The organism is Pseudomonas sp. GW821-FHT02H09 (genome assembly GCF_059421425.1).
In genome coordinates, this window is the sequence record NZ_JBWKVA010000007.1 from 188,570 (window position 1) to 207,506 (window position 18,937).

Sequence of the window (18,937 nt, forward strand, 5' to 3'; positions counted from 1 at the left end):
TAAAGATTATGTTGAGCGTGTGCCACCCTCACACACAGCTAGATAACATTACAAATCGCCGGTGTTCCTGGGCTCGGCTTTGCGGGAAACTGGGGTACCTGTTCAATGGAGCGCCCCATGACCGTCAGCGCCGAAAAATTTACCCGCCAAACGTTGCTCGACGTACAACCGCTGACTCCTGGTCTGTTTACGTTGCGCACCACCAGAGATCCGGGCTTCCGTTTCCAGGCCGGGCAATTTGCTCGCCTGGGGGTTACCAAAGCGGATGGCAGTACGGTGTGGCGGGCCTATTCCATGGTGTCTTCACCTCATGACGAGTTTCTTGAATTTTTTTCCATTGTCGTTCCGGGTGGTGAGTTCACCAGTGAGCTGAGTCGTTTGGGGGAGGGCGATACATTATTGGTCGAGCGCCAGGCATTCGGTTTTCTGACCCTTGACCGCTTTGCCAGTGGCCGTGATCTTTGGTTGTTATCCACAGGTACGGGCGTTGCGCCGTTTTTGTCGATCCTGCAGGACTTTGATGTGTGGGAAAAATTCGAGCGAATCATCTTGGTTTATAGCGTGCGCGAAGCACGAGAGCTGGCCTACCAGGACCTGATAGCCGGACTGGCACAGCGTGAGTACCTGGCTGAGTACGGCCATAAATTGCAGTTCATCGCGACGGTCACCCGCGAGCAGTCTTCGGGAGCCTTGAACGGGCGGATCACCCGGTTGATCGAGAGTGGCGAACTGGAGCGAGCCGCAGGCGTGGAGCTTACGGCCGAGCATTCGCGGGTGATGCTCTGTGGTAACCCCCAGATGATCGATGACACGCGTAGCATGCTTAAAAAGCGTGATATGCAACTGAGCCTGAGTCGCAGGCCCGGACAGGTTGCTGTAGAGAGTTACTGGTAAAAAAAACGGCGCCTTGATGGCGCCGTTCTTTATCGCGACAGGAGCGTTCAGGCTCTGTTGTTCTGCGCTTTGAGCAGGTCGCGAATTTCGCCAAGCAGCTCTTCTTCCTTGGTCGGAACCGGCGGCAGGGTTGGCGCAACGGCCTCTTCGCGTTTCAGGCGATTGATTGCCTTCACACCCATGAAAATCGCGAACGCGATAATCAGGAAGTCGATGATGCTCTGGATGAATTTGCCATAGGCCATGACCACTGCCGGAGTGCCGCCCTGAGCCGCTTTGAGCGTGACCGCCAGGTCAGCGAAATCCACCCCACCGATCAGCAGGCCAATGGGCGGCATCACCACGTCACCTACAAATGACGAAACGATTTTGCCGAAAGCCGCGCCGATGATGATACCGACGGCCATGTCGACCACATTACCTTTGACCGCGAAGGCCTTGAACTCACTTAGCACGCCCATAGGTTATTTCCCTGTTACAGATGAGGTTGGTGAGCGCAGTGTAATTCAGCAAAACGCATCTTGCTCGACGCAACTGCTTATAGCGCTCGCAGGCATCGACCTGCCTGCAGCAAATGGTTTACAACGTGCCCTCAATCGCGCGCGAAGTCCGTGGGGATTCCATTATCGTGGCCGAAAAGCTGAAGGGCGGCCCAAGGCCAAAGTCCTCACCTCGAACCAGCCCGGCCGATGCTCACGCATTGCTGCGGGAGGGGGCGCAAGCTTGTCGCAACGCTCTGGATCGCGGGTGGTAATATCGATGACTTATGTCTGGTTGGTTTGTTTTTATGCTCCAAAACAGTAGGCATAAACAGACGGTGTTGTAGTTCAATGGCGGTACGTCAGCAGTTGTCGGAGGAAAGCAGTAGCGTAAGTGCATCTCTAAAAATTGACCGACGCCAAAAATCAAGCTTATGGCAAAAAAGGCTCGTCGCAAAAGAGTTGCTCTAAAGTGCTCATCAAGTTTTCCGGGTAAGTTTGAAGTGGCAGGACTAAGGTGATGGGCGTTGCGTTAAAGGTGCTTTTCAGTGTGTTGCTTGTACATTGCGCTTTTTAAGTAGCAAGGTTTGTACAAGCTTTGGTTTGGTTTGATGGGCCGGATCGAAGTCTGGACTGATGCGTCAAAACGAAAGTTGTACAACTAGTGCTCAATCGTAATTTGGCTGACCCATTACAGGAAATAGAACACGTTACTAAAGCGTCTGGCGAAATGGGTTGATTGAACCTGCCTTGAAGCGACTCAACGTTGGTGTAAACGCAACGGCAAGATTGAAATCCATACGGCGTGCGCCGCGCTGATTGCTGCCAGCTGAGCTATCATCGCGGTTTTTCGTTGGAGTTCTGATGGCCAAGGCAAAGCGCATGTACGGCTGCACGGAGTGCGGCGCAACCTTCCCCAAGTGGGCCGGCCAATGCGGCGAATGCGGCGCCTGGAATACGCTGGTCGAAACCGTGCTGGAAAGCGGTGCGGCCGCGGCTCCCAGCGGACGTACTGGCTGGACCGGGCAGCAGGCTCAGATCAAGACGCTGGCCGAAGTCAGCGTTGAAGAAGTTCCGCGTTTTTCCACGGCATCCGGCGAGCTGGACCGGGTGCTCGGCGGCGGTCTGGTAGACGGTTCGGTGGTGTTGATTGGTGGTGATCCGGGCATCGGCAAGTCGACCATCCTGTTACAAACCTTATGCAGTCTTGCCGCGCGCATGCCGGCGTTGTACGTCACAGGCGAAGAGTCCCAGCAGCAAGTCGCGATGCGCGCCCGTCGCCTGGGATTGCCTCAGGACAAGCTGCGGGTGATGACCGAAACCTGCATCGAAACCATCATTGCTACGGCTCGGGTAGAAAAGCCGAAAGTCATGGTGATCGACTCCATTCAGACCATCTTCACCGAGCAACTGCAATCGGCGCCGGGTGGCGTGTCCCAGGTGCGCGAAAGTGCGGCGTTGCTGGTGCGTTACGCGAAACAGAGCGGTACCGCGATTTTCCTGGTCGGCCACGTCACTAAAGAGGGGGCACTGGCCGGGCCGCGGGTGCTGGAGCATATGGTTGATACCGTGCTGTATTTCGAAGGTGAGTCGGATGGCCGTCTGCGCCTGTTGCGGGCGGTGAAAAACCGCTTCGGCGCAGTCAATGAATTAGGTGTGTTCGGCATGACCGACAAAGGTCTGAAAGAAGTCTCTAACCCGTCGGCAATTTTCCTTACTCGCGCTCAGGAAGAAGTGCCGGGCAGTGTGGTGATGGCCACCTGGGAAGGCACCCGGCCGATGCTGGTGGAAGTCCAGGCACTGGTGGACGACACTCACCTGGCCAACCCGCGTCGGGTAACCCTGGGTCTGGATCAGAATCGACTGGCCATGCTGTTGGCGGTCCTGCATCGACATGGCGGCATTCCGACCCATGATCAGGATGTATTCCTCAACGTGGTCGGCGGGGTCAAGGTATTGGAAACCGCTTCCGACCTGGCGTTGATGGCGGCGGTGATGTCCAGTTTGCGCAACCGGCCTTTGCCCCACGATCTGCTGGTGTTTGGCGAAGTGGGTTTGTCCGGTGAAGTGCGACCGGTACCCAGCGGTCAGGAGCGCCTGAAAGAGGCCGCCAAACACGGCTTCAAGCGGGCCATCGTACCCAAGGGCAACGCACCGAAAGAGGCGCCGCCAGGGTTGCAGATTATTGCCGTGACACGCCTTGAACAGGCATTGGACGCGTTGTTCGAATAAAGACGACTCGGGGATACAATCTTTAATGTATCCCGCCTCCAGGCGACTTGCGGCCGGCTCCTGGTTGATCCGTCATGATCAAATCTTGATCAGCGCTCCCAGCTCCCGTTCAAGTACGGCCTGATCGCCCAGATTGAGCTCGATCAAGCGCCGCAGGCGGCTGACAGATTCCAGGTTGATGTACCGGCAGACGAAGCCAAGCTGGCCGTGATCTTCATGGGTAAGCTGTACGTCCATGGCGATCTCGACCTCCTTGCTCAAGTGAATGTCGACGGAAAAAATCTGTTCCTTGTTCCCCTGCCAAGGCTCGGGACGTTCGATCAGCAAGCCCTTGAGTGACAGATCAATCAGCTGCACTGGCCAACGATTCCCGCCCTGGCTGAGTTCAGTCGTGGCGTCGAAGGCTATACGTTTGAAGCGGCGGCGATCTGCAGGGTGGTCGCTCATGGCGCAGTCCTCTTGATGTTTGCTGACTATAGACCCGCATCTGTAGAAGCTGCCACCGTCTGTGCTCACTCAGGAGGGGGAAGGGAGCCTTGAAACAAGGCTCCAGACCAATGTCGGGTATGGTCTTTAATGCAAACAGGTCTAAACTCGAGGTGAGTTTCTCTCAAGTCCACCTGGCTGGAAGAAAAAGATGAAAAACAATAATAGCCTGCTACGCCACTTACCCTGGCTGCTGCTGGCAATCGTAGGTGCGTGTGCCTTAGGGGTAGTGGCCTTGCGCCGCGGCGAGGCGATCAACGCCTTGTGGATTGTGGTTGCGGCAGTGGCTATTTATCTGGTTGCTTATCGTTACTACAGTCTGTTTATCGCTAACAATGTGATGCAGCTTGATCCACTGCGGGCCACTCCCGCAGTGCTCAACAACGACGGTCTGGACTATGTGCCGACCAACAAACATGTTCTTTTCGGTCACCACTTCGCAGCCATTGCCGGTGCGGGGCCGTTGGTCGGCCCGGTTCTGGCAGCGCAGATGGGCTACCTGCCCGGCACGCTGTGGCTGATTGCCGGTGTGGTGCTGGCTGGCGCCGTGCAGGACTTCATGGTCCTGTTCATGTCGACCCGCCGCAACGGCCGTTCTTTGGGCGACATGGTCCGTGAAGAAATGGGCCGCATTCCTGGCACCATCGCGCTGTTTGGCTGCTTCCTGATCATGATCATCATCCTCGCGGTGCTGGCGCTGATCGTGGTCAAGGCCCTGGCCGAGAGCCCGTGGGGTATTTTCACGGTGATGGCGACCATCCCGATCGCGATGTTCATGGGCATCTACATGCGCTACATCCGCCCGGGTCGCATCGGTGAAATCTCCCTTGTCGGGGTGTTGCTGTTGCTGGGCTCGATCTGGCTGGGCGGGCAGATTGCCGCCGATCCCGTGTGGGCCAAAGCGTTCAGCTTTACCGGCATCCAGATCACCTGGATGCTGATTGGCTACGGTTTTGTCGCGGCGGTACTGCCGGTCTGGCTGATTCTGGCGCCGCGCGACTACCTGTCAACCTTCCTCAAGATCGGCACCATCATCGCCCTGGCGATCGGCATTCTGATCACCATGCCCGAGCTGAAAATGCCGGCACTGACCCAGTTCACCGACGGTACCGGGCCGGTATGGAAGGGCGGGCTGTTCCCGTTCCTGTTCATCACCATCGCTTGTGGTGCGGTGTCTGGTTTCCACGCGCTGATTGCCTCCGGGACCACGCCGAAACTGCTGGATAACGAAAGCAACGCCCGTTACATCGGTTACGGCGGCATGCTGATGGAATCCTTCGTGGCCATCATGGCCATGGTGGCTGCTTCGGTGATCGAACCGGGCGTGTACTTCGCGATGAACAGCCCGGCGGCCATTGTCGGCGCTGATGCTGTTTCGGTTGCTCAAGCGGTCAGCAGTTGGGGTTTTGCAATTACCCCGGAAGCGCTGCAAGCGGTGGCCAGGGACATCGGTGAAACCACGGTTCTGGCCCGTGCTGGTGGCGCTCCAACCCTGGCGGTCGGTATCGCACAGATCCTGCACCACGTACTGCCGGGTGAAAACACCATGGCGTTCTGGTACCACTTCGCGATTCTGTTCGAGGCACTGTTCATCCTGACCGCCGTCGACGCCGGTACCCGTGCCGGTCGTTTCATGCTGCAGGACTTGCTCGGCTCTTTCGTTCCGGCTCTTCGGCGCACTGAATCCTGGACCGCCAACCTGATCGCGACCGCCGGGTGCGTGGCGATGTGGGGTTATCTGCTGTACCAAGGTGTGATCGATCCGCTGGGTGGCATCAACACCTTGTGGCCGCTGTTCGGTATCTCCAACCAGATGCTGGCCGGTATCGCGCTGATGCTCGCCACTGTCGTACTGATCAAGATGAAACGCCAGCGCTACATCTGGGTGACCTTGCTGCCGGCAGTCTGGCTGCTGATCTGCACCACCACCGCAGGCTTCATCAAGCTGTTCGACGCCAACCCGGCGATCGGTTTCCTGTCCCTGGCCAGGAAATACAGCGATGCGCTGGCCAGCGGTCAGATCCTCGCCCCGGCCAAGGACATCACCCAGATGCAGCATGTGATCTACAACGCCTACACCAATGCGACACTGACGGCGCTGTTCCTGTTTGTGGTATTCAGCATCCTGTTCTATGCCCTCAAGGTCGGTGTTTCGTCCTGGGGCAGCAAAGAGCGCACGGACAAAGAAACGCCATTCCAGGCCCAGCCGGAAGCGTAATAGAGGGTTGCAGCCATGTTCAATGACCTGAGTCGCCTCGGTAAGTACCTCGGTCAGGCCGCGCGCCTGATGGTCGGCATGCCCGACTACGACACCTACGTCGAGCATATGCAAACCAAACACCCGGACAAGCCGGTGATGAGCTACGAGGCGTTCTTTCGCGAACGCCAGGAGGCTCGCTACGGAGGCAAGGGCGGTCCGAAATGCTGTTGAAATACGGCGTTTAAGCAACACACCACTGTAGGAGCACGGCTTGCCGGCGATTGCGATCCTCTGGACGTCATCGCCGGCAAGCCGTGCTCCTACAGTTTTTTCTGCATATGGGAGATCTTCGTTTTGCTACCCACCATCCCCGTCACGGTCCTTAGCGGCTTTCTCGGCGCCGGCAAAACCACGCTGTTGCGCCATTTGCTCAAGGCCGAACACGGTTTGAAAATCGCCGTGATTGAAAACGAATTCAGCGACGCCAACATAGACGCCGAGCTGCTGGGCGATGAGCCAGTGCAAGTCATGACCCTGTCCAACGGTTGCGTCTGCTGCACCATTCACACCGATCTGACCAAGGCGCTGTACTTGTTATTGGAGCGTCTGGACAGCGGAGAAATCGCCTTCGACCGGCTGGTGATCGAATGCACTGGTCTGGCGGATCCGGCGCCGGTGGCGCAAACCTTCTTCATTGATGAAGAACTGCGCGAACGCTATATCCTCGACGGCATCATCACCCTGGTCGATGCGGCTCACGCCGAGCAGCACCTGACCCAGACCATCGCTCAGGCGCAGATCGGTTTTGCCGACCGCTTGCTGGTGAGTAAGCGCGATCTGGTCGACGAGGCGACGTTTAACGCTCTGAGTGAACGTCTGACCCGGATCAATCGTCGCGCGCCGATCCGCGTGGTCGAACACGGCAAGATCGATCTGGCCGAGTTGCTCGATGTGCGTGGCTTCAATCTCAACGCCGACCTCGGCGGCGGTGTAAGCCTGCGCCCGGTGAGCAAGGCGCCTTCCATTGACCGCATCTCCAGCCTGGTGCTGCGTACCGACAAAGCGCTGGATATCGACAAGCTCAGCGAGTTCATGAACGAACTGCTGGAAGACCACGGCAAGCAACTGCTGCGCTACAAAGGTGTGCTGAACATCATCAACGAACCACGACGCATGGTGTTTCAGGGCGTGCTGAAGTTGTATGGCTTCGATTGGGACGCCGAGTGGGCCGAGGATGAAGCGCGCGAGAGCGTGATCGTGTTTATCGCCGATGAATTGCCGGAAGAGAAAATCCGCGCAGGGTTTGCGCGAGTGGCGGCTGAGTAAGGTCGAATATTTCCAGCGTGTTTGAGACCGCTATCGCGAGCAGGCTCGCTCCCACACTAGATCACCTGTGAACACAATATTTGTGAACACCACCAATCCAATGTGGGAGCGGGCTTGCTCGCGAAGGCGATCTAACCGGCAACACGATTTCAACTAGACGCTAGCCCTGAGTTCAGCAGTTTCTCCTCAAGATGATCCAGATGCAGGGTCATCAACCCCTCGGCAGCCTTGGCATCCCCGCGCTCCACTGCCTCGACAATCGCCGCATGCTCCTGCCACGCACAATGACTGCACGACTGTTCTTCATAGCAGGCGATAGCCAGTGAAGTCAGCGGCACCAGGCTTCCGAGAAATTGGGCCAGCGGTGCATTGCCGGCGACTTGCGCGAGTTGCAGATGGAACTCACCCGACAGGCGAATCGCCGACCCGCGTTGGTTTTGTTCGATGCAGCGGCGTTCGCGGTCGATCAATTCGCGTAACTGCGGCAGGTGCCGGGAAGTTGGTTGTTGGCAGGCCAGTCGCACCAGGGTGGTTTCTGTCAGCCTTCGGGCGTGGAGTATCTGGCGAGTTTGTTCGGCATCGGGGGCCGCGACTTGCGGGCGATGATTGGGCCGCAGAGTGATCACCTGCTGATGAGACAATCGCGCCAGTACCTGGCGGATGATACTGCGGCTGACACCGAATGCCTGGCCAAGGCTTTCTTCGGTGAATCGGCTGGCCGGGGCAATGCGTTGTTCGAGAATGGCGTCGAAAATCTGCGGATAGATGTCGTCGACGCAACGCTTTTTTTCGCTCTGGCGGCGCAGGGGCAGGGCGGCAGAAATCGAGAAAACGGGATTCTTCAAGGCGTAGGAACTCATGGCCTGTCTCCAGTCCGGTTGCCGATAGGGTTTTTTCTACTACAGCTATTAGCCCAGATTGTCGTCCGGGATGTTCAGTTCAATGCCCATGCGTTTCCCTTCCTGAAGGATGTGCCGGCGCATTTCGGCGCTGGCCAGGGCGCTGTTTTTGCTGCGGATCGCACGCACCACGGTTTCGTTTTCTTCCAGGCGCTCGGCCAAATGCTCCGGCGAATTGCGCAGCATCTCGGCGCTCTGTTTGAGCGCGTTGCTGGTTTGCTGCACGACGTTCTGGAAGATCGGGTTCGATGTCAGGGTGAACAGCTCTTCGTGGAAGTCGATGTAGGCGTTCATCCCGGCTTCGCTGTCATTGGATTCGAGGGCTTCGCGCATGTCCATCAGCGTCAGGCGCAGTTGGCCGATTTCCTTGCTGCTGATGGATTGGGCAACCAGCCCGACAATGAACGGTTCGAGGGTGTAACGCAGTTGCAGTACATCCTCCAGGCTGGCGCCGGCCACGCCACTGTCAGTGGTTGGCGCATCATCGAGGCTGGCTTCCAGTACCACCACGCCCTTGCCGGGCATGGAGCGCACCAGGCCGAGGGTCTCCAGCACAATTACCGCTTCACGCAGGCTCGGCCGACTGATGCCCAGTTGTTCAGCCAGTTCGCGTTGCCCCGGCAACATATCGCCAGAGCGCCACTGCCCACGCGCCAACGCGGCGCGAAGCTTTTGAACCACTGAATTTACAACTGTTGACGAGGTGATCACTGTTCACTCCATGAGAGTCGGTAAGGCGTTGGTTATTGTGCCTGCCAATGACAGGCACAAGGTTGGGTCAAAACTCTTGCTGATGTGCCGGTGGTGGGGCTTTACGCGGCTGGAAGGTGTAACCCTGCTCGCCGGACAGTACCTTGTTGGCACGCTGGACATCGATGTCTTTTTCCCAGCGGGCGATGGCCACGGTGGCGACACAGTTACCGATCAGGTTGGTCAGTGCCCGGCCGATGCCCATGAACCAGTCCACCGCGAGTACCAGCACCAGACCTACCACCGGAATCGCCGGGATCGCAGTCAGGGTCGCCGCCAGAATCACCAGTGCCGAGCCTGGAATGCCGTGGGCGCCTTTGGAGGTGATCAGCGAGACCAGCAGGATCGTCAGCAAATCGGTCATGGCCAGCGGCGTACCGGTGGCATTGGCGATGAACACGATGGCCAGGGTCAAGTAGATCGAAAAACCATCGAGGTTGAATGAGTATCCGGTGGGAATCACCAGGCCCACCGTCGAACTGCCGATGCCCAGATGCTCAAGTTTGCGCATGATTTGCGGCAACACGGCGTCGGAGGAGGCGGTGCCCAGAACGATCAGCAACTCTTCGCGCAGGTACTTGAGAAACGGCAGCATCCGCAGGCCGGAAAGACGCATCACCAGACCCAGGATCAACGACACGAACACCGCACACGTCAGGTAGAACAGACCGATCAGACTGCCCAGGTGTTGCAGTGAGTCCACGCCATATTTGCTGGTGGTGAAGGCAATCGCACCAAACACACCAATCGGTGCCAGACGTACGATCATGCCCATGATGCGGAAGATCACATGGCTAAGCTCGTTGATCAGTCGCGAGATTCCCGAAGCCGCCTCACCCACCAGGTTCAACGCGCTGCCGAACAACACCGAAAACAGCAGCACTTGCAGGATGTTGTTGTCGGCGAATGCACCAATCACCGAGGTCGGAATCAGATCCATCAGGAACTGGGTGGTGCTGTGCATGTGCTGGCCACGCTGGGCGATGTCACCCATGTCGGCAGCGGAAAGCTGATCCAGATGAATGTTCGCACCGCTGCCGATACCGGTGCTGAAAGCGAACACCAGACCGATCACCAAGGCGATGGTGGTCAACACTTCGAAGTAAATCACCGACTTGAGGCCGATGCGCCCGACCTTTTTCAGGTCGCCGGCGCCGGAAATGCCGCTGACTACCACGCAGAAAACGATCAGGCCGATGAGCATTTTGATCAGTTTGATAAAGCCGTCGCCGAGAGGTTTTAGCTGGGCGGAGTATTCGGGAAGGGTCAGTCCGCAGACGATGCCAAGCACCAGGCCAAGGACAACTTGAAGGAAGATTGAACGCGAGCACCATCTGAGCATGGGAGGAATCCTGGTGAGTGTCCTGATTGCTGTGCGCAAGGTGCATCAGATTCAGGACTTAATTATTGTGGTCTTACCGGTATGTCCAGTGCAGGCGCAGTGTAGGCGCTGTTTTCAGGTGATCGCAAGCAGAAAATAATGAATTGGCTTTACCGGTCTTACCAGTTGGGTGGCGATGCCCGAGCTTGAGCTGTTTTACAGGCGAAAAAAAACCGGCCATCACTGACCGGTTTCTTTGTGTTGCGGTCAAGCGGGCTGATTAAGCGCCGTATACCGGCAGCTTTTTGCAGATGGCCTTGACCTTCTCGCGAACGGCGTCGATGACGGCGTCGTTGTTCAGGTCTGCCAGGATGTCGCAGATCCAGCCGGCCAGCTCTTTGCACTCAGCCTCTTTGAAGCCACGAGTAGTGACTGCAGGTGTACCGAAACGCAGGCCGGAGGTGACGAACGGGGAACGTGGATCGTTCGGGACCGAGTTCTTGTTCACGGTGATGAAAGCCTTGCCCAGAGCAGCGTCGGCATCTTTACCGGAGATTTCCTGTTTGATCAGGGACAGCAGGAACAGGTGGTTTTCAGTACCGCCAGACACCACGTCGAAACCGCGCTCGATGAACACACCGGCCATGGCCTGGGCGTTCTTGACCACTTGTTGCTGATAGATCTTGAACTCAGGCTGCAGCGCTTCTTTGAAGCAGATCGCCTTGGCTGCGATCACGTGTTCCAGCGGGCCACCCTGGGCGCCCGGGAATACTGCGGAGTTCAGCTTCTTCTCGATGTCGGCGTTGGCGCGAGCCAGGATCAGGCCGCCACGTGGACCGCGCAGGGTCTTGTGAGTGGTGGTGGTCACGACGTCAGCAAATGGAACCGGGTTCGGGTAGACGCCAGCAGCGACCAGACCGGCTACGTGAGCCATGTCGACGAACAGGTAGGCGCCGACCTTGTCAGCGATTTCACGGAAGCGCGGGAAGTCCAGAATCTGCGAGTAGGCAGAGAAACCGGCCACGATCATTTTTGGCTTGTGTTCTACCGCCAGACGCTCGACTTCGTCGTAGTCGATCAGGCCGTTGCTGTCGATGCCGTACTGCACGGCGTTGTACAGCTTGCCGGAGGAGGAGACGCTGGCACCGTGAGTCAGGTGACCGCCGTGGGCCAGGCTCATGCCCAGGATGGTGTCACCGGCTTGCAGCAGGGCCAGGTAAACCGCGCTGTTGGCTTGGGAGCCGGCGTGCGGTTGAACGTTGGCGTAATCGGCGCCGAACAGTTCTTTGGCGCGGTCGATGGCCAGTTGCTCAACCACGTCAACGTACTCGCAACCGCCGTAGTAGCGCTTGCCTGGGTAGCCTTCGGCGTATTTGTTGGTCAGTACCGAGCCTTGAGCTTCCATCACCGCTGGGCTGGTGTAGTTTTCCGAAGCGATCAGCTCGATGTGTTCTTCCTGGCGCTGAGCTTCTTGCTCCATGGCGGCAAAAAGGTCGGCGTCGTACTTGGCAATAGTCAAATCACGGCTGAACATGGCGGTCCTCAAGGATCGGGGGGGGCAGAAAAGGAAGGCATTCTAACCCAATGGGTTTTGTCTGGCATATGAAAGGACATCATGTCGCAGACAAGTGGCTTTCATGAGGGGATTGGCGGCGATCGTGCGGGCCTCATCGCGAGCAGGCTCGCTCCCACTGGGGAACGCATACCAAATGTGGGAAGGGCCGGGCGACGTTCGCTTGCTCGCGATGGGGCCGCCCGCATCACCACAAAATCTCAATCGAACATGAACAACGCATCATTGCTGAATTGCGCTTCGAAGCGGTTGGCCGGCATCGGGCGGCCGAACAGGTAACCCTGCACTTCGTCACAACCGTGTTCACGGAGGAAGTCCAGTTGCTCATGGGTTTCCACGCCCTCGGCAATCACCGCCAGGTTCAGGCTGTGGGCCATGGCGATGATTGCCCGGGCGATCTGCGCGTCCTGTTCGCCAGACGGCAGGCCATCAACGAAGGTGCGGTCGATTTTCAGCACATCGATGGGGAACTGCTTCAAGTAGTTCAGTGACGAGTAGCCGGTACCGAAGTCGTCGACCGCGATGCTCAGACCGAGGTTTTTCAGGCCGGCGAGGATCTGCATCGCCTCGCTGACTTCGCGCATCAGAATGCTTTCGGTCAGTTCCAGCTCAAGGCAGGCCGGCGGCAAGCCGATGTCCTTGAGGATGGTGGCGATCCGCGTGCCGAGCTGACCGTCGGAGAACTGCCGGGCCGAGATGTTCACCGAGACTTTCGGTACCCGGACCTTGGCTTGGTGCCAGGTTTTGAGCTGACGGCAGGCCTCGCTGATTACCCAGTCGCCAACATCCACCACCAACCCGAGCTCTTCGAGCACCGGGATAAAGTCTCCCGGCGGCACCAGCCCGCGCCGTGGATGACGCCAGCGCAGCAGGGCTTCGGCGCCGGTCAGGCGTTTGCCGTCGCCGCTGAATTGCGGCTGGTAGTAGAGAACGAATTCATTTTGCTCGAGGGCATGGCGCAAATCGCTTTCCAGTTCCAGGCGTTCCAGGGCGCTGGCATTCATGTCCGCCTGATAGAACTGGAAGTTGTTCTTGCCGCGCTCCTTGGCGTGGTACATCGCAGTGTCGGCGTTCTTCATCAATTGGCTCAGCTCGTTGCCGTCCTGCGGACTCAAGGCAATACCGATACTGGCGGTGACAAAGAATTCCCGGCCTTCGAGCACGAACGGCTTGACCAGGCTGGCGAGGATTTGTTCAGCGACGTGAATGGCTCGATTCAGTGCTATTTCACGGTTGGCCCGCGGTTGCAGGAGCAAGGTGAACTCATCGCCGCCCATGCGCGCCACAGTGTCGTCATCATCGACGCAGCCGAGCAGGCGTATGGCCATTTCCTTGAGCATGCGATCGCCGGCGGCATGACCGAGGGAGTCGTTGATCGGTTTGAAGCGGTCAAGGTCGAGGAACATCAGCACTACCCAGGACTTCTGCCGCTCGGCCGATTGCAATGCGCTGTGCAGGCGATCCTGGAACAGTGTGCGGTTGGGCAGGTGGGTCAGGGCGTCGTAATACGCCAGACGGTGGATGCGCTGCTCACTGGCCTTGCGCTCGCTGATGTCGCTGAAGAAGCAGACGTAGCTGGCGAGGTCGCCTTCGTCGTCCAGCACCGCAGTGATCCCGACCCAAGCCGGGTAATGTTCACCGTTGCGTCGCTTGAGCCAGACTTCGCCTTCCCAAGTGCTGTGTTGATGAAGTTGCTTGAGGACATAATGCAGATGAGCTTCTTGCTGATCATCGACGGTCAGCATGTTTGGCAACTGATCGAGGACTTGTGCCACCGCATAACCACTGACGCGGCTGAAGGCCTCGTTGGCCTGGACGATATAGCCGGCCGGGTCGGTGATCAGAATCGCCGAGGTCGAATGCTCGAATACCGTGGCCGCCATGCGCAGATCTTTTTCCGCACGGCGTTGCTGGCTGATGTCACGGCCGACGCCGAGCACACCTTCGAAGGCACCGTGTTCGTCCCACACCAGTACCAGCCGCAGTTCGATTGGAATCTTGCGTCCGTCGGCCCGCAGGCAGTCAAAGAGGAATAACTGGGTCTGCACCTGGCTGCGCAATTGAGCAAGCTGTACGGGCTTGTCCAGGGCTTTGCTGACCCGTTCCATCAGCGTGTAGATGCCGGTCAATTGTTGTGGGTTGGCGATGATCGATTGCCAGCCGTTCTGGAAGATCCAGTCGGCGTCATAACCGAGTACGGCCTGTACCGAAGGACTGACGTAATTGAGCGCCAGCGTGCTGTCAGTGGAGAAAATCACGTCGCTGATGCTTTCAGCGAGCATGCGGTAGCGCTGCTCACTGTCGCGCAGGGATTCGCTGGCTTCGATCTGGTCGGTGATGTCCTTGGCCACGCCGATGATGCGCGTGACCTGATCGTGCTTGTCGCGGGCGAGCGCCTGTTCGCGGATATCGAAACGGCGCCATTGATTGTTGCGGTGGCGGAAGCGCAGTTGGCATTGCATTAATTGCGCGTAACCGGCTTGCCGCTGATCCTGACGCAAACGGTGATAGTGATCGGCGTCTTCGGGGTGTAACAGGATTTCCCAGAAATACTCGCCCATCTGATGCAGCTCGGTCTTGTTGTAGCCCAGCGTCTGGCCCAGATGGTGGTTGCTGTAGATCATGCGTTGGCTGATCACATCCTGCACATACAAATGATCAGGCACGGTGCGCACGACGTCGGACCAGAAGCCCTCACGCTCCAGCAGGGACAATTCGACGAGCTTGCGGCTGGTGATGTCGCTGATACTGAGAATCACCGCCCGGTAGTCGTGCTGCTCTTGCGGCAGGCGCAGTACCAGCCACAGATGCTGGTCATGACCCTGGGCATCCTTGAGCTTGATTTCCTGCTCCAGCTGCTTCTGCTGGTTGAGTACAGCCTCGAGCAACAGGTTACCGATGGCCTTGTTGTCCAGCGGGCTGCCGTCGATCAAGAATTTCCAGGCTTGCTCGCAGGACTCGACCTTGAGCAGTTGCAAGGCAACCTGGTTGACTTCGGTGATGCGCAATTCTTGCAGCAGTTTCTGGCGTTGCTCGGGATTGTTTTCCAGCCAGAGGTACAGCTGTTCGCTGGTCTGCAGTTGAATTTTGTCGAAAAACGCCTGGAGACCGGAAAGGTCGAGCACACACAGGGCAACACCAGTGCCGTCAAAAATGTCCTGATAACGGCGACGCCCTTCATTCGATTGTCGCTGTCGGCGACGCATGTTCAGCAGTGTGATCACCGGCAGAAGGGAGAAGGCCAGCCCCAGCAGGCATTTGCCGATGAAGGCAGGCAACAGTTCATTGAGCGCTGCTTGCTTATCGAATAGACCGCGCAGTTGCCAGTCGCTTTTGCTCAAGGGCGCGACCAGGACGCTGTTGGTCAGATCATCCGGGGTCAATACATCTGTTTTGGCGGTCGAAAGGCTAGCCTCGCGACTGATGATTTGATGACTGAGCTGGTTTTGCACCACCCACATCGGCGGCGCCGGTTGATCGGCCTGCTTGGTCAGGGACTGGAAAAATGTCGGCGCCAGTCGCAACACCCAATAACCGTTTGTCGCACCACTGGATGAGGGCAGCAATAGTTGCACTACCGAACCATCGGCTGCGTTGCTATAGAAGTAGCGCTGGGAACGGCTGCGTTTGACCAGATCGGCGAGCGAGGCATAGTCGTGGCTGTCCGTCGCGCTGTCACTGAGCACTTCGCCGGTCGGCCCCAGCAATGCCACGCTGCGCAGATCCGGGAGTGATAGCTGCAGTTTTTTCAGCAGCGCCTGCTGTTGGTCGATGTGCTGCGGTTGTTCGACGAGCGGTAGCAGGTTAAGAGCAATTTGCGCATTCAACGCCATGTTCAGGCTGACATGATCAGCCAGATCAGCGGTGTAATCGATGGTGTATTGAAGCTGGTGCTTTTGGGTTTGCTTGAGCTGATCGAGCAACTGCCAGAACAGCAGGGCGAGCAGCAGCAATACCAGCGTCGCCAACGCGCCTTTGAGCGTGCCGCGCAGGGTCGAGCCGGGCGCAGAGTTTGATGCGCGCGCGGAAGATGGCAGAGTGACGTTGGACAAACTGTGATCCTGCGGATTGGCTGGACTGGCGCGACGTGCACTATAAGCCGGACGCCCGGAGGGCGGCTAGCATGCCTTGAGTTGTGGCAAAGTGCCAGCCTTCGCTGGCTGGACTGAAATCCTTCATTAAGGTAGCTTTGCCGGTTACGCGGGGGCGTTCCAGCTCCTACACTCAGGCTTTTTCCGCGCGCAGGTATTGATTGCGATCAATTGCTGGCACCGCGCATGGCCTGGCTCGAGCTTCGCTCGCGCTTTATTCATCAGTCACTGACGCTAGGTTCTCCATGGCTCAATACGTCTTCACCATGCATCGGCTGAGCAAAGTTGTTCCGCCGAAGCGGGAAATTCTGAAAAACATTTCTCTGTCGTTTTTCCCCGGCGCCAAGATCGGCGTGCTCGGCCTCAACGGTTCGGGCAAGTCCACCCTGTTGAAAATCATGGCAGGCGTCGACACCGAATTCGACGGCGAAGCGCGGCCAATGCCCGAGCTGAACGTTGGTTACTTGCCGCAAGAACCGCAGCTGGATCCGACCAAGACTGTGCGTGAAGTGGTTGAGGAAGCTGTCAGCGTGATCAAGGACGCTCAGGCGCGTCTGGATCAGGTCTATGCCGAATACGCGGATCCGGATGCCGATTTCGACAAGCTGGCCGCCGAACAAGCCAAGCTCGAAGCCATCCTGCAAGCGGGCGATGGTCATAACCTTGATCGCCAACTGGAAGTCGCCGCCGATGCGCTGCGTCTGCCGGCCTGGGATGCGAAGATCGAATATCTGTCCGGTGGTGAAAAGCGTCGTGTGGCGCTGTGCCGACTGCTGCTGTCCGCTCCGGATATGCTGCTGCTCGACGAACCAACCAACCACCTGGACGCAGATTCTGTGGCCTGGCTGGAGCATTTCCTCCACGACTTCCCAGGCACCGTGGTTGCGATCACGCACGACCGGTACTTCCTGGACAACGTCGCTGGCTGGATTCTAGAGCTCGACCGCGGCGCCGGTATTCCTTACGAGGGCAACTATTCGGGCTGGCTGGAAGCCAAGTCCAATCGTCTGGCCCAGGAATCCAAGCAGCAGTCGGCCCACGAAAAGGCCATGAAAGACGAGCTGGAATGGGTACGCCAGGGCGCCAAGGCCCGTCAGTCGAAATCCAAGGCTCGCCTGCAACGCTTCGAAGAAATGCAATCGCAGGAATTCCAGAAGCGCAGCGAAACCAACGAGATCTACATCCCGGCCGGTCCGCGCCTGGGCGACAAGGTCATCGAATTCAAGAACGTTTCCAAGGGTTACGGCGATCGGGTGCTGATCGACAACCTGTCGTTCTCCATGCCTAAAGGCGCGATCGTCGGCGTGATCGGTGGTAACGGTGCCGGTAAATCGACCCTGTTCCGCATGCTGATGGGCAAGGAAACACCGGACTCCGGCACTATTGAAGTCGGTGAGACCGTGCAACTGGCTTGCGTGGATCAGAGCCGCGAGGACCTGGACGGCAGCAAATCGGTATTCCAGGCGATTTCCGATGGCTCCGATCAGATTCGTATCGGCAGCTACGAAATCCCGTCGCGCACCTACGTTGGCCGTTTCAACTTCAAGGGCGGCGATCAGCAGAAGTTCGTCAAGGACCTGTCTGGTGGTGAGCGTGGTCGCTTGCACCTGGCGCTGACCCTGAAAGAGGGGGCGAACGTCCTGTTGCTCGACGAACCGTCCAACGACCTCGACGTTGAAACCTTGCGCTCCCTGGAAGAAGCCTTGCTCGACTTCCCGGGCGCTGCCATTGTGATCTCTCACGATCGGTGGTTCCTTGACCGCGTGGCCACTCACATCCTGGCGTACGAAGACGACTCGCAAGCGGTGTTCTTCGAAGGTAACTACACCGAGTACGAAGCCGATCGTAAAAAGCGCCTCGGCGAAGCGGCCGCCCAGCCACACCGGGTACGCCACAAGAAACTGGCCTGATAAGGTCGGTGGACAAAGAACGGAGCCTTCGGGCTCCGTTTTTTTCGAGCTGAGCACATCAACCTGTGGCAGGCCCGCTTGCCACAGAGAAAACTTCATCCAGGCGTCTAGTGACCTGTGTGGTTGGTTCTGTTTGTCAACTTCGGCGCCACAAGCCCCTATCCTGCGTTGCTGTTCCTCGCCATAGCGGGCTATGACTCGTCACAGCGCCTTGGCCAGGGACTTCCGGCATCCGAATTTGAACTAACGAACTAACCGTACAGGCCACTAGTCCGGTTCGATGCGGATGATCTCAATCAACTGATCGCCGGCCGGTCGCTTCCACTGCACTTCATCACCGGGCCTGGCGCCAAGCAGCGCGCGACCCAGCGGTGAGCCCCAATTGATCAGGCCATGGGCGGCATCGGCCTGGTCTTCGCCGACCAATTGCACGCGTTGTTCCACGTTGTGTTCGTCGGCAAAGGTCACCCAACTGCCAATCTGCACTTTCTCGGTTGAAATTGCCGGTGCGACTACCTGAGCGCTTTGCAGGCGTTGATTGAAGTAACGCAGGTCGCGTTCTATATCGGCCTGGCGTTGCTTGTCAGCTCCCTCACCTAGCATCGATTGCTCATTGCGCTGCGCCTGCAGTGCTGCGACTTTGGCCTGGAGCTGAGCCAGGCCTGCGGGGGTGACGTAATTGGGCTGCGCGCTGACCTGCCGTTCTACCGGTTGGTCGGCTTGCGCGGCGGCACGATCTTCATTGACGAAGGCGCGGCTCATGGCATTTCTCCCTT

14 protein-coding genes are annotated in these 18,937 nt (G+C 58.0%); 6 read left to right on the plus strand and 8 right to left on the minus strand.

All coding sequences use genetic code 11. The features are described 5' to 3' along the window. Positions 1–117 precede the first annotated feature (117 nt). On the plus strand, positions 118–894 hold the full coding sequence (locus AC07VR_RS11700) for a ferredoxin--NADP reductase (RefSeq protein WP_495011308.1): 777 nt from the start codon (positions 118–120) through the stop codon (positions 892–894). A gap of 47 nt (positions 895–941) precedes the next feature. On the opposite strand, the gene mscL is transcribed toward AC07VR_RS11700, so the two are convergent. After that, positions 942–1,355: a large-conductance mechanosensitive channel protein MscL gene (gene mscL, locus AC07VR_RS11705; RefSeq protein ID WP_494993581.1), complete on the minus strand. Its 414-nt coding sequence runs from the start codon at positions 1,353–1,355 to the stop codon at positions 942–944. Positions 1,356–2,237: 882 nt separating this feature from the next. Between mscL and radA the strand changes: the two genes are divergently transcribed. Next, positions 2,238–3,605 (plus strand): DNA repair protein RadA, encoded by a 1,368-nt coding sequence (gene radA, locus AC07VR_RS11710; RefSeq protein ID WP_494993582.1) that lies wholly within the window; start codon positions 2,238–2,240, stop codon positions 3,603–3,605. 78 nt (positions 3,606–3,683) lie between these two features. Here the strand turns inward: radA and AC07VR_RS11715 are convergent, their stop codons facing one another. Continuing rightward, the gene (locus AC07VR_RS11715) at positions 3,684–4,052 is read right to left on the minus strand and encodes a PilZ domain-containing protein (RefSeq protein ID WP_494993583.1); all 369 of its coding nucleotides are present in this window, start codon (positions 4,050–4,052) and stop codon (positions 3,684–3,686) included. 190 nt (positions 4,053–4,242) lie between these two features. Here AC07VR_RS11715 and AC07VR_RS11720 point away from each other — a divergent pair, with 190 nt between their 5' ends. The 3 genes from AC07VR_RS11720 to yjiA all read left to right on the plus strand — a co-directional run bounded on the left by AC07VR_RS11720 (position 4,243) and on the right by yjiA (position 7,617). Continuing rightward, entirely contained in the window at positions 4,243–6,309 is a 2,067-nt protein-coding gene (locus tag AC07VR_RS11720; protein ID WP_494993584.1) for a carbon starvation CstA family protein, read from the plus strand. 15 nt (positions 6,310–6,324) lie between these two features. Then, positions 6,325–6,522, plus strand: a complete 198-nt coding sequence (locus tag AC07VR_RS11725) for a YbdD/YjiX family protein (RefSeq protein ID WP_010448516.1) — start codon at positions 6,325–6,327, stop codon at positions 6,520–6,522. A gap of 123 nt (positions 6,523–6,645) precedes the next feature. Next, positions 6,646–7,617: a GTPase gene (gene yjiA, locus AC07VR_RS11730; protein ID WP_494993585.1), complete on the plus strand. Its 972-nt coding sequence runs from the start codon at positions 6,646–6,648 to the stop codon at positions 7,615–7,617. Between the two features lie 149 nt (positions 7,618–7,766). On the opposite strand, the gene AC07VR_RS11735 is transcribed toward yjiA, so the two are convergent. The 5 genes from AC07VR_RS11735 to AC07VR_RS11755 all read right to left on the minus strand — a co-directional run bounded on the left by AC07VR_RS11735 (position 7,767) and on the right by AC07VR_RS11755 (position 16,212). Continuing rightward, on the minus strand, positions 7,767–8,477 hold the full coding sequence (locus tag AC07VR_RS11735) for a GntR family transcriptional regulator (protein WP_495011309.1): 711 nt from the start codon (positions 8,475–8,477) through the stop codon (positions 7,767–7,769). Between the two features lie 48 nt (positions 8,478–8,525). Further along, positions 8,526–9,227: a FadR/GntR family transcriptional regulator gene (locus tag AC07VR_RS11740; protein WP_494993587.1), complete on the minus strand. Its 702-nt coding sequence runs from the start codon at positions 9,225–9,227 to the stop codon at positions 8,526–8,528. A 67-nt stretch (positions 9,228–9,294) separates the two neighbouring features. Next, positions 9,295–10,608 (minus strand): C4-dicarboxylate transporter DctA, encoded by a 1,314-nt coding sequence (locus tag AC07VR_RS11745; protein WP_495011310.1) that lies wholly within the window; start codon positions 10,606–10,608, stop codon positions 9,295–9,297. A 259-nt stretch (positions 10,609–10,867) separates the two neighbouring features. Beyond that, on the minus strand, positions 10,868–12,121 hold the full coding sequence (glyA, locus tag AC07VR_RS11750) for a serine hydroxymethyltransferase (protein WP_494993589.1): 1,254 nt from the start codon (positions 12,119–12,121) through the stop codon (positions 10,868–10,870). Positions 12,122–12,360: 239 nt separating this feature from the next. Further along, on the minus strand, positions 12,361–16,212 hold the full coding sequence (locus AC07VR_RS11755) for a sensor domain-containing protein (protein ID WP_495011311.1): 3,852 nt from the start codon (positions 16,210–16,212) through the stop codon (positions 12,361–12,363). A gap of 284 nt (positions 16,213–16,496) precedes the next feature. Here AC07VR_RS11755 and ettA point away from each other — a divergent pair, with 284 nt between their 5' ends. Beyond that, a complete protein-coding gene (ettA, locus tag AC07VR_RS11760; protein ID WP_494993591.1) occupies positions 16,497–18,161 on the plus strand; it encodes an energy-dependent translational throttle protein EttA in 1,665 nt (554 codons plus the stop codon). 267 nt (positions 18,162–18,428) lie between these two features. Here the strand turns inward: ettA and AC07VR_RS11765 are convergent, their stop codons facing one another. Further along, entirely contained in the window at positions 18,429–18,923 is a 495-nt protein-coding gene (locus tag AC07VR_RS11765; protein ID WP_494993592.1) for a GreA/GreB family elongation factor, read from the minus strand. Positions 18,924–18,937 lie beyond the last annotated feature (14 nt).

What these genes read in the sequence shown, in the direction of transcription:
- AC07VR_RS11700 (WP_495011308.1), top strand. Translation starts at nt 118, where the DNA reads ATGACCGTCAGCGCCGAAAAATTTACCCGCCAAACGTTGCTCGACGTA.
- mscL (WP_494993581.1), bottom strand. Translation starts at nt 1,355, where the DNA reads ATGGGCGTGCTAAGTGAGTTCAAGGCCTTCGCGGTCAAAGGTAATGTG.
- radA (WP_494993582.1), top strand. Translation starts at nt 2,238, where the DNA reads ATGGCCAAGGCAAAGCGCATGTACGGCTGCACGGAGTGCGGCGCAACC.
- AC07VR_RS11715 (WP_494993583.1), bottom strand. Translation starts at nt 4,052, where the DNA reads ATGAGCGACCACCCTGCAGATCGCCGCCGCTTCAAACGTATAGCCTTC.
- AC07VR_RS11720 (WP_494993584.1), top strand. Translation starts at nt 4,243, where the DNA reads ATGAAAAACAATAATAGCCTGCTACGCCACTTACCCTGGCTGCTGCTG.
- AC07VR_RS11725 (WP_010448516.1), top strand. Translation starts at nt 6,325, where the DNA reads ATGTTCAATGACCTGAGTCGCCTCGGTAAGTACCTCGGTCAGGCCGCG.
- AC07VR_RS11735 (WP_495011309.1), bottom strand. Translation starts at nt 8,477, where the DNA reads ATGAGTTCCTACGCCTTGAAGAATCCCGTTTTCTCGATTTCTGCCGCC.
- AC07VR_RS11745 (WP_495011310.1), bottom strand. Translation starts at nt 10,608, where the DNA reads ATGCTCAGATGGTGCTCGCGTTCAATCTTCCTTCAAGTTGTCCTTGGC.
- glyA (WP_494993589.1), bottom strand. Translation starts at nt 12,121, where the DNA reads ATGTTCAGCCGTGATTTGACTATTGCCAAGTACGACGCCGACCTTTTT.
- ettA (WP_494993591.1), top strand. Translation starts at nt 16,497, where the DNA reads ATGGCTCAATACGTCTTCACCATGCATCGGCTGAGCAAAGTTGTTCCG.
- AC07VR_RS11765 (WP_494993592.1), bottom strand. Translation starts at nt 18,923, where the DNA reads ATGAGCCGCGCCTTCGTCAATGAAGATCGTGCCGCCGCGCAAGCCGAC.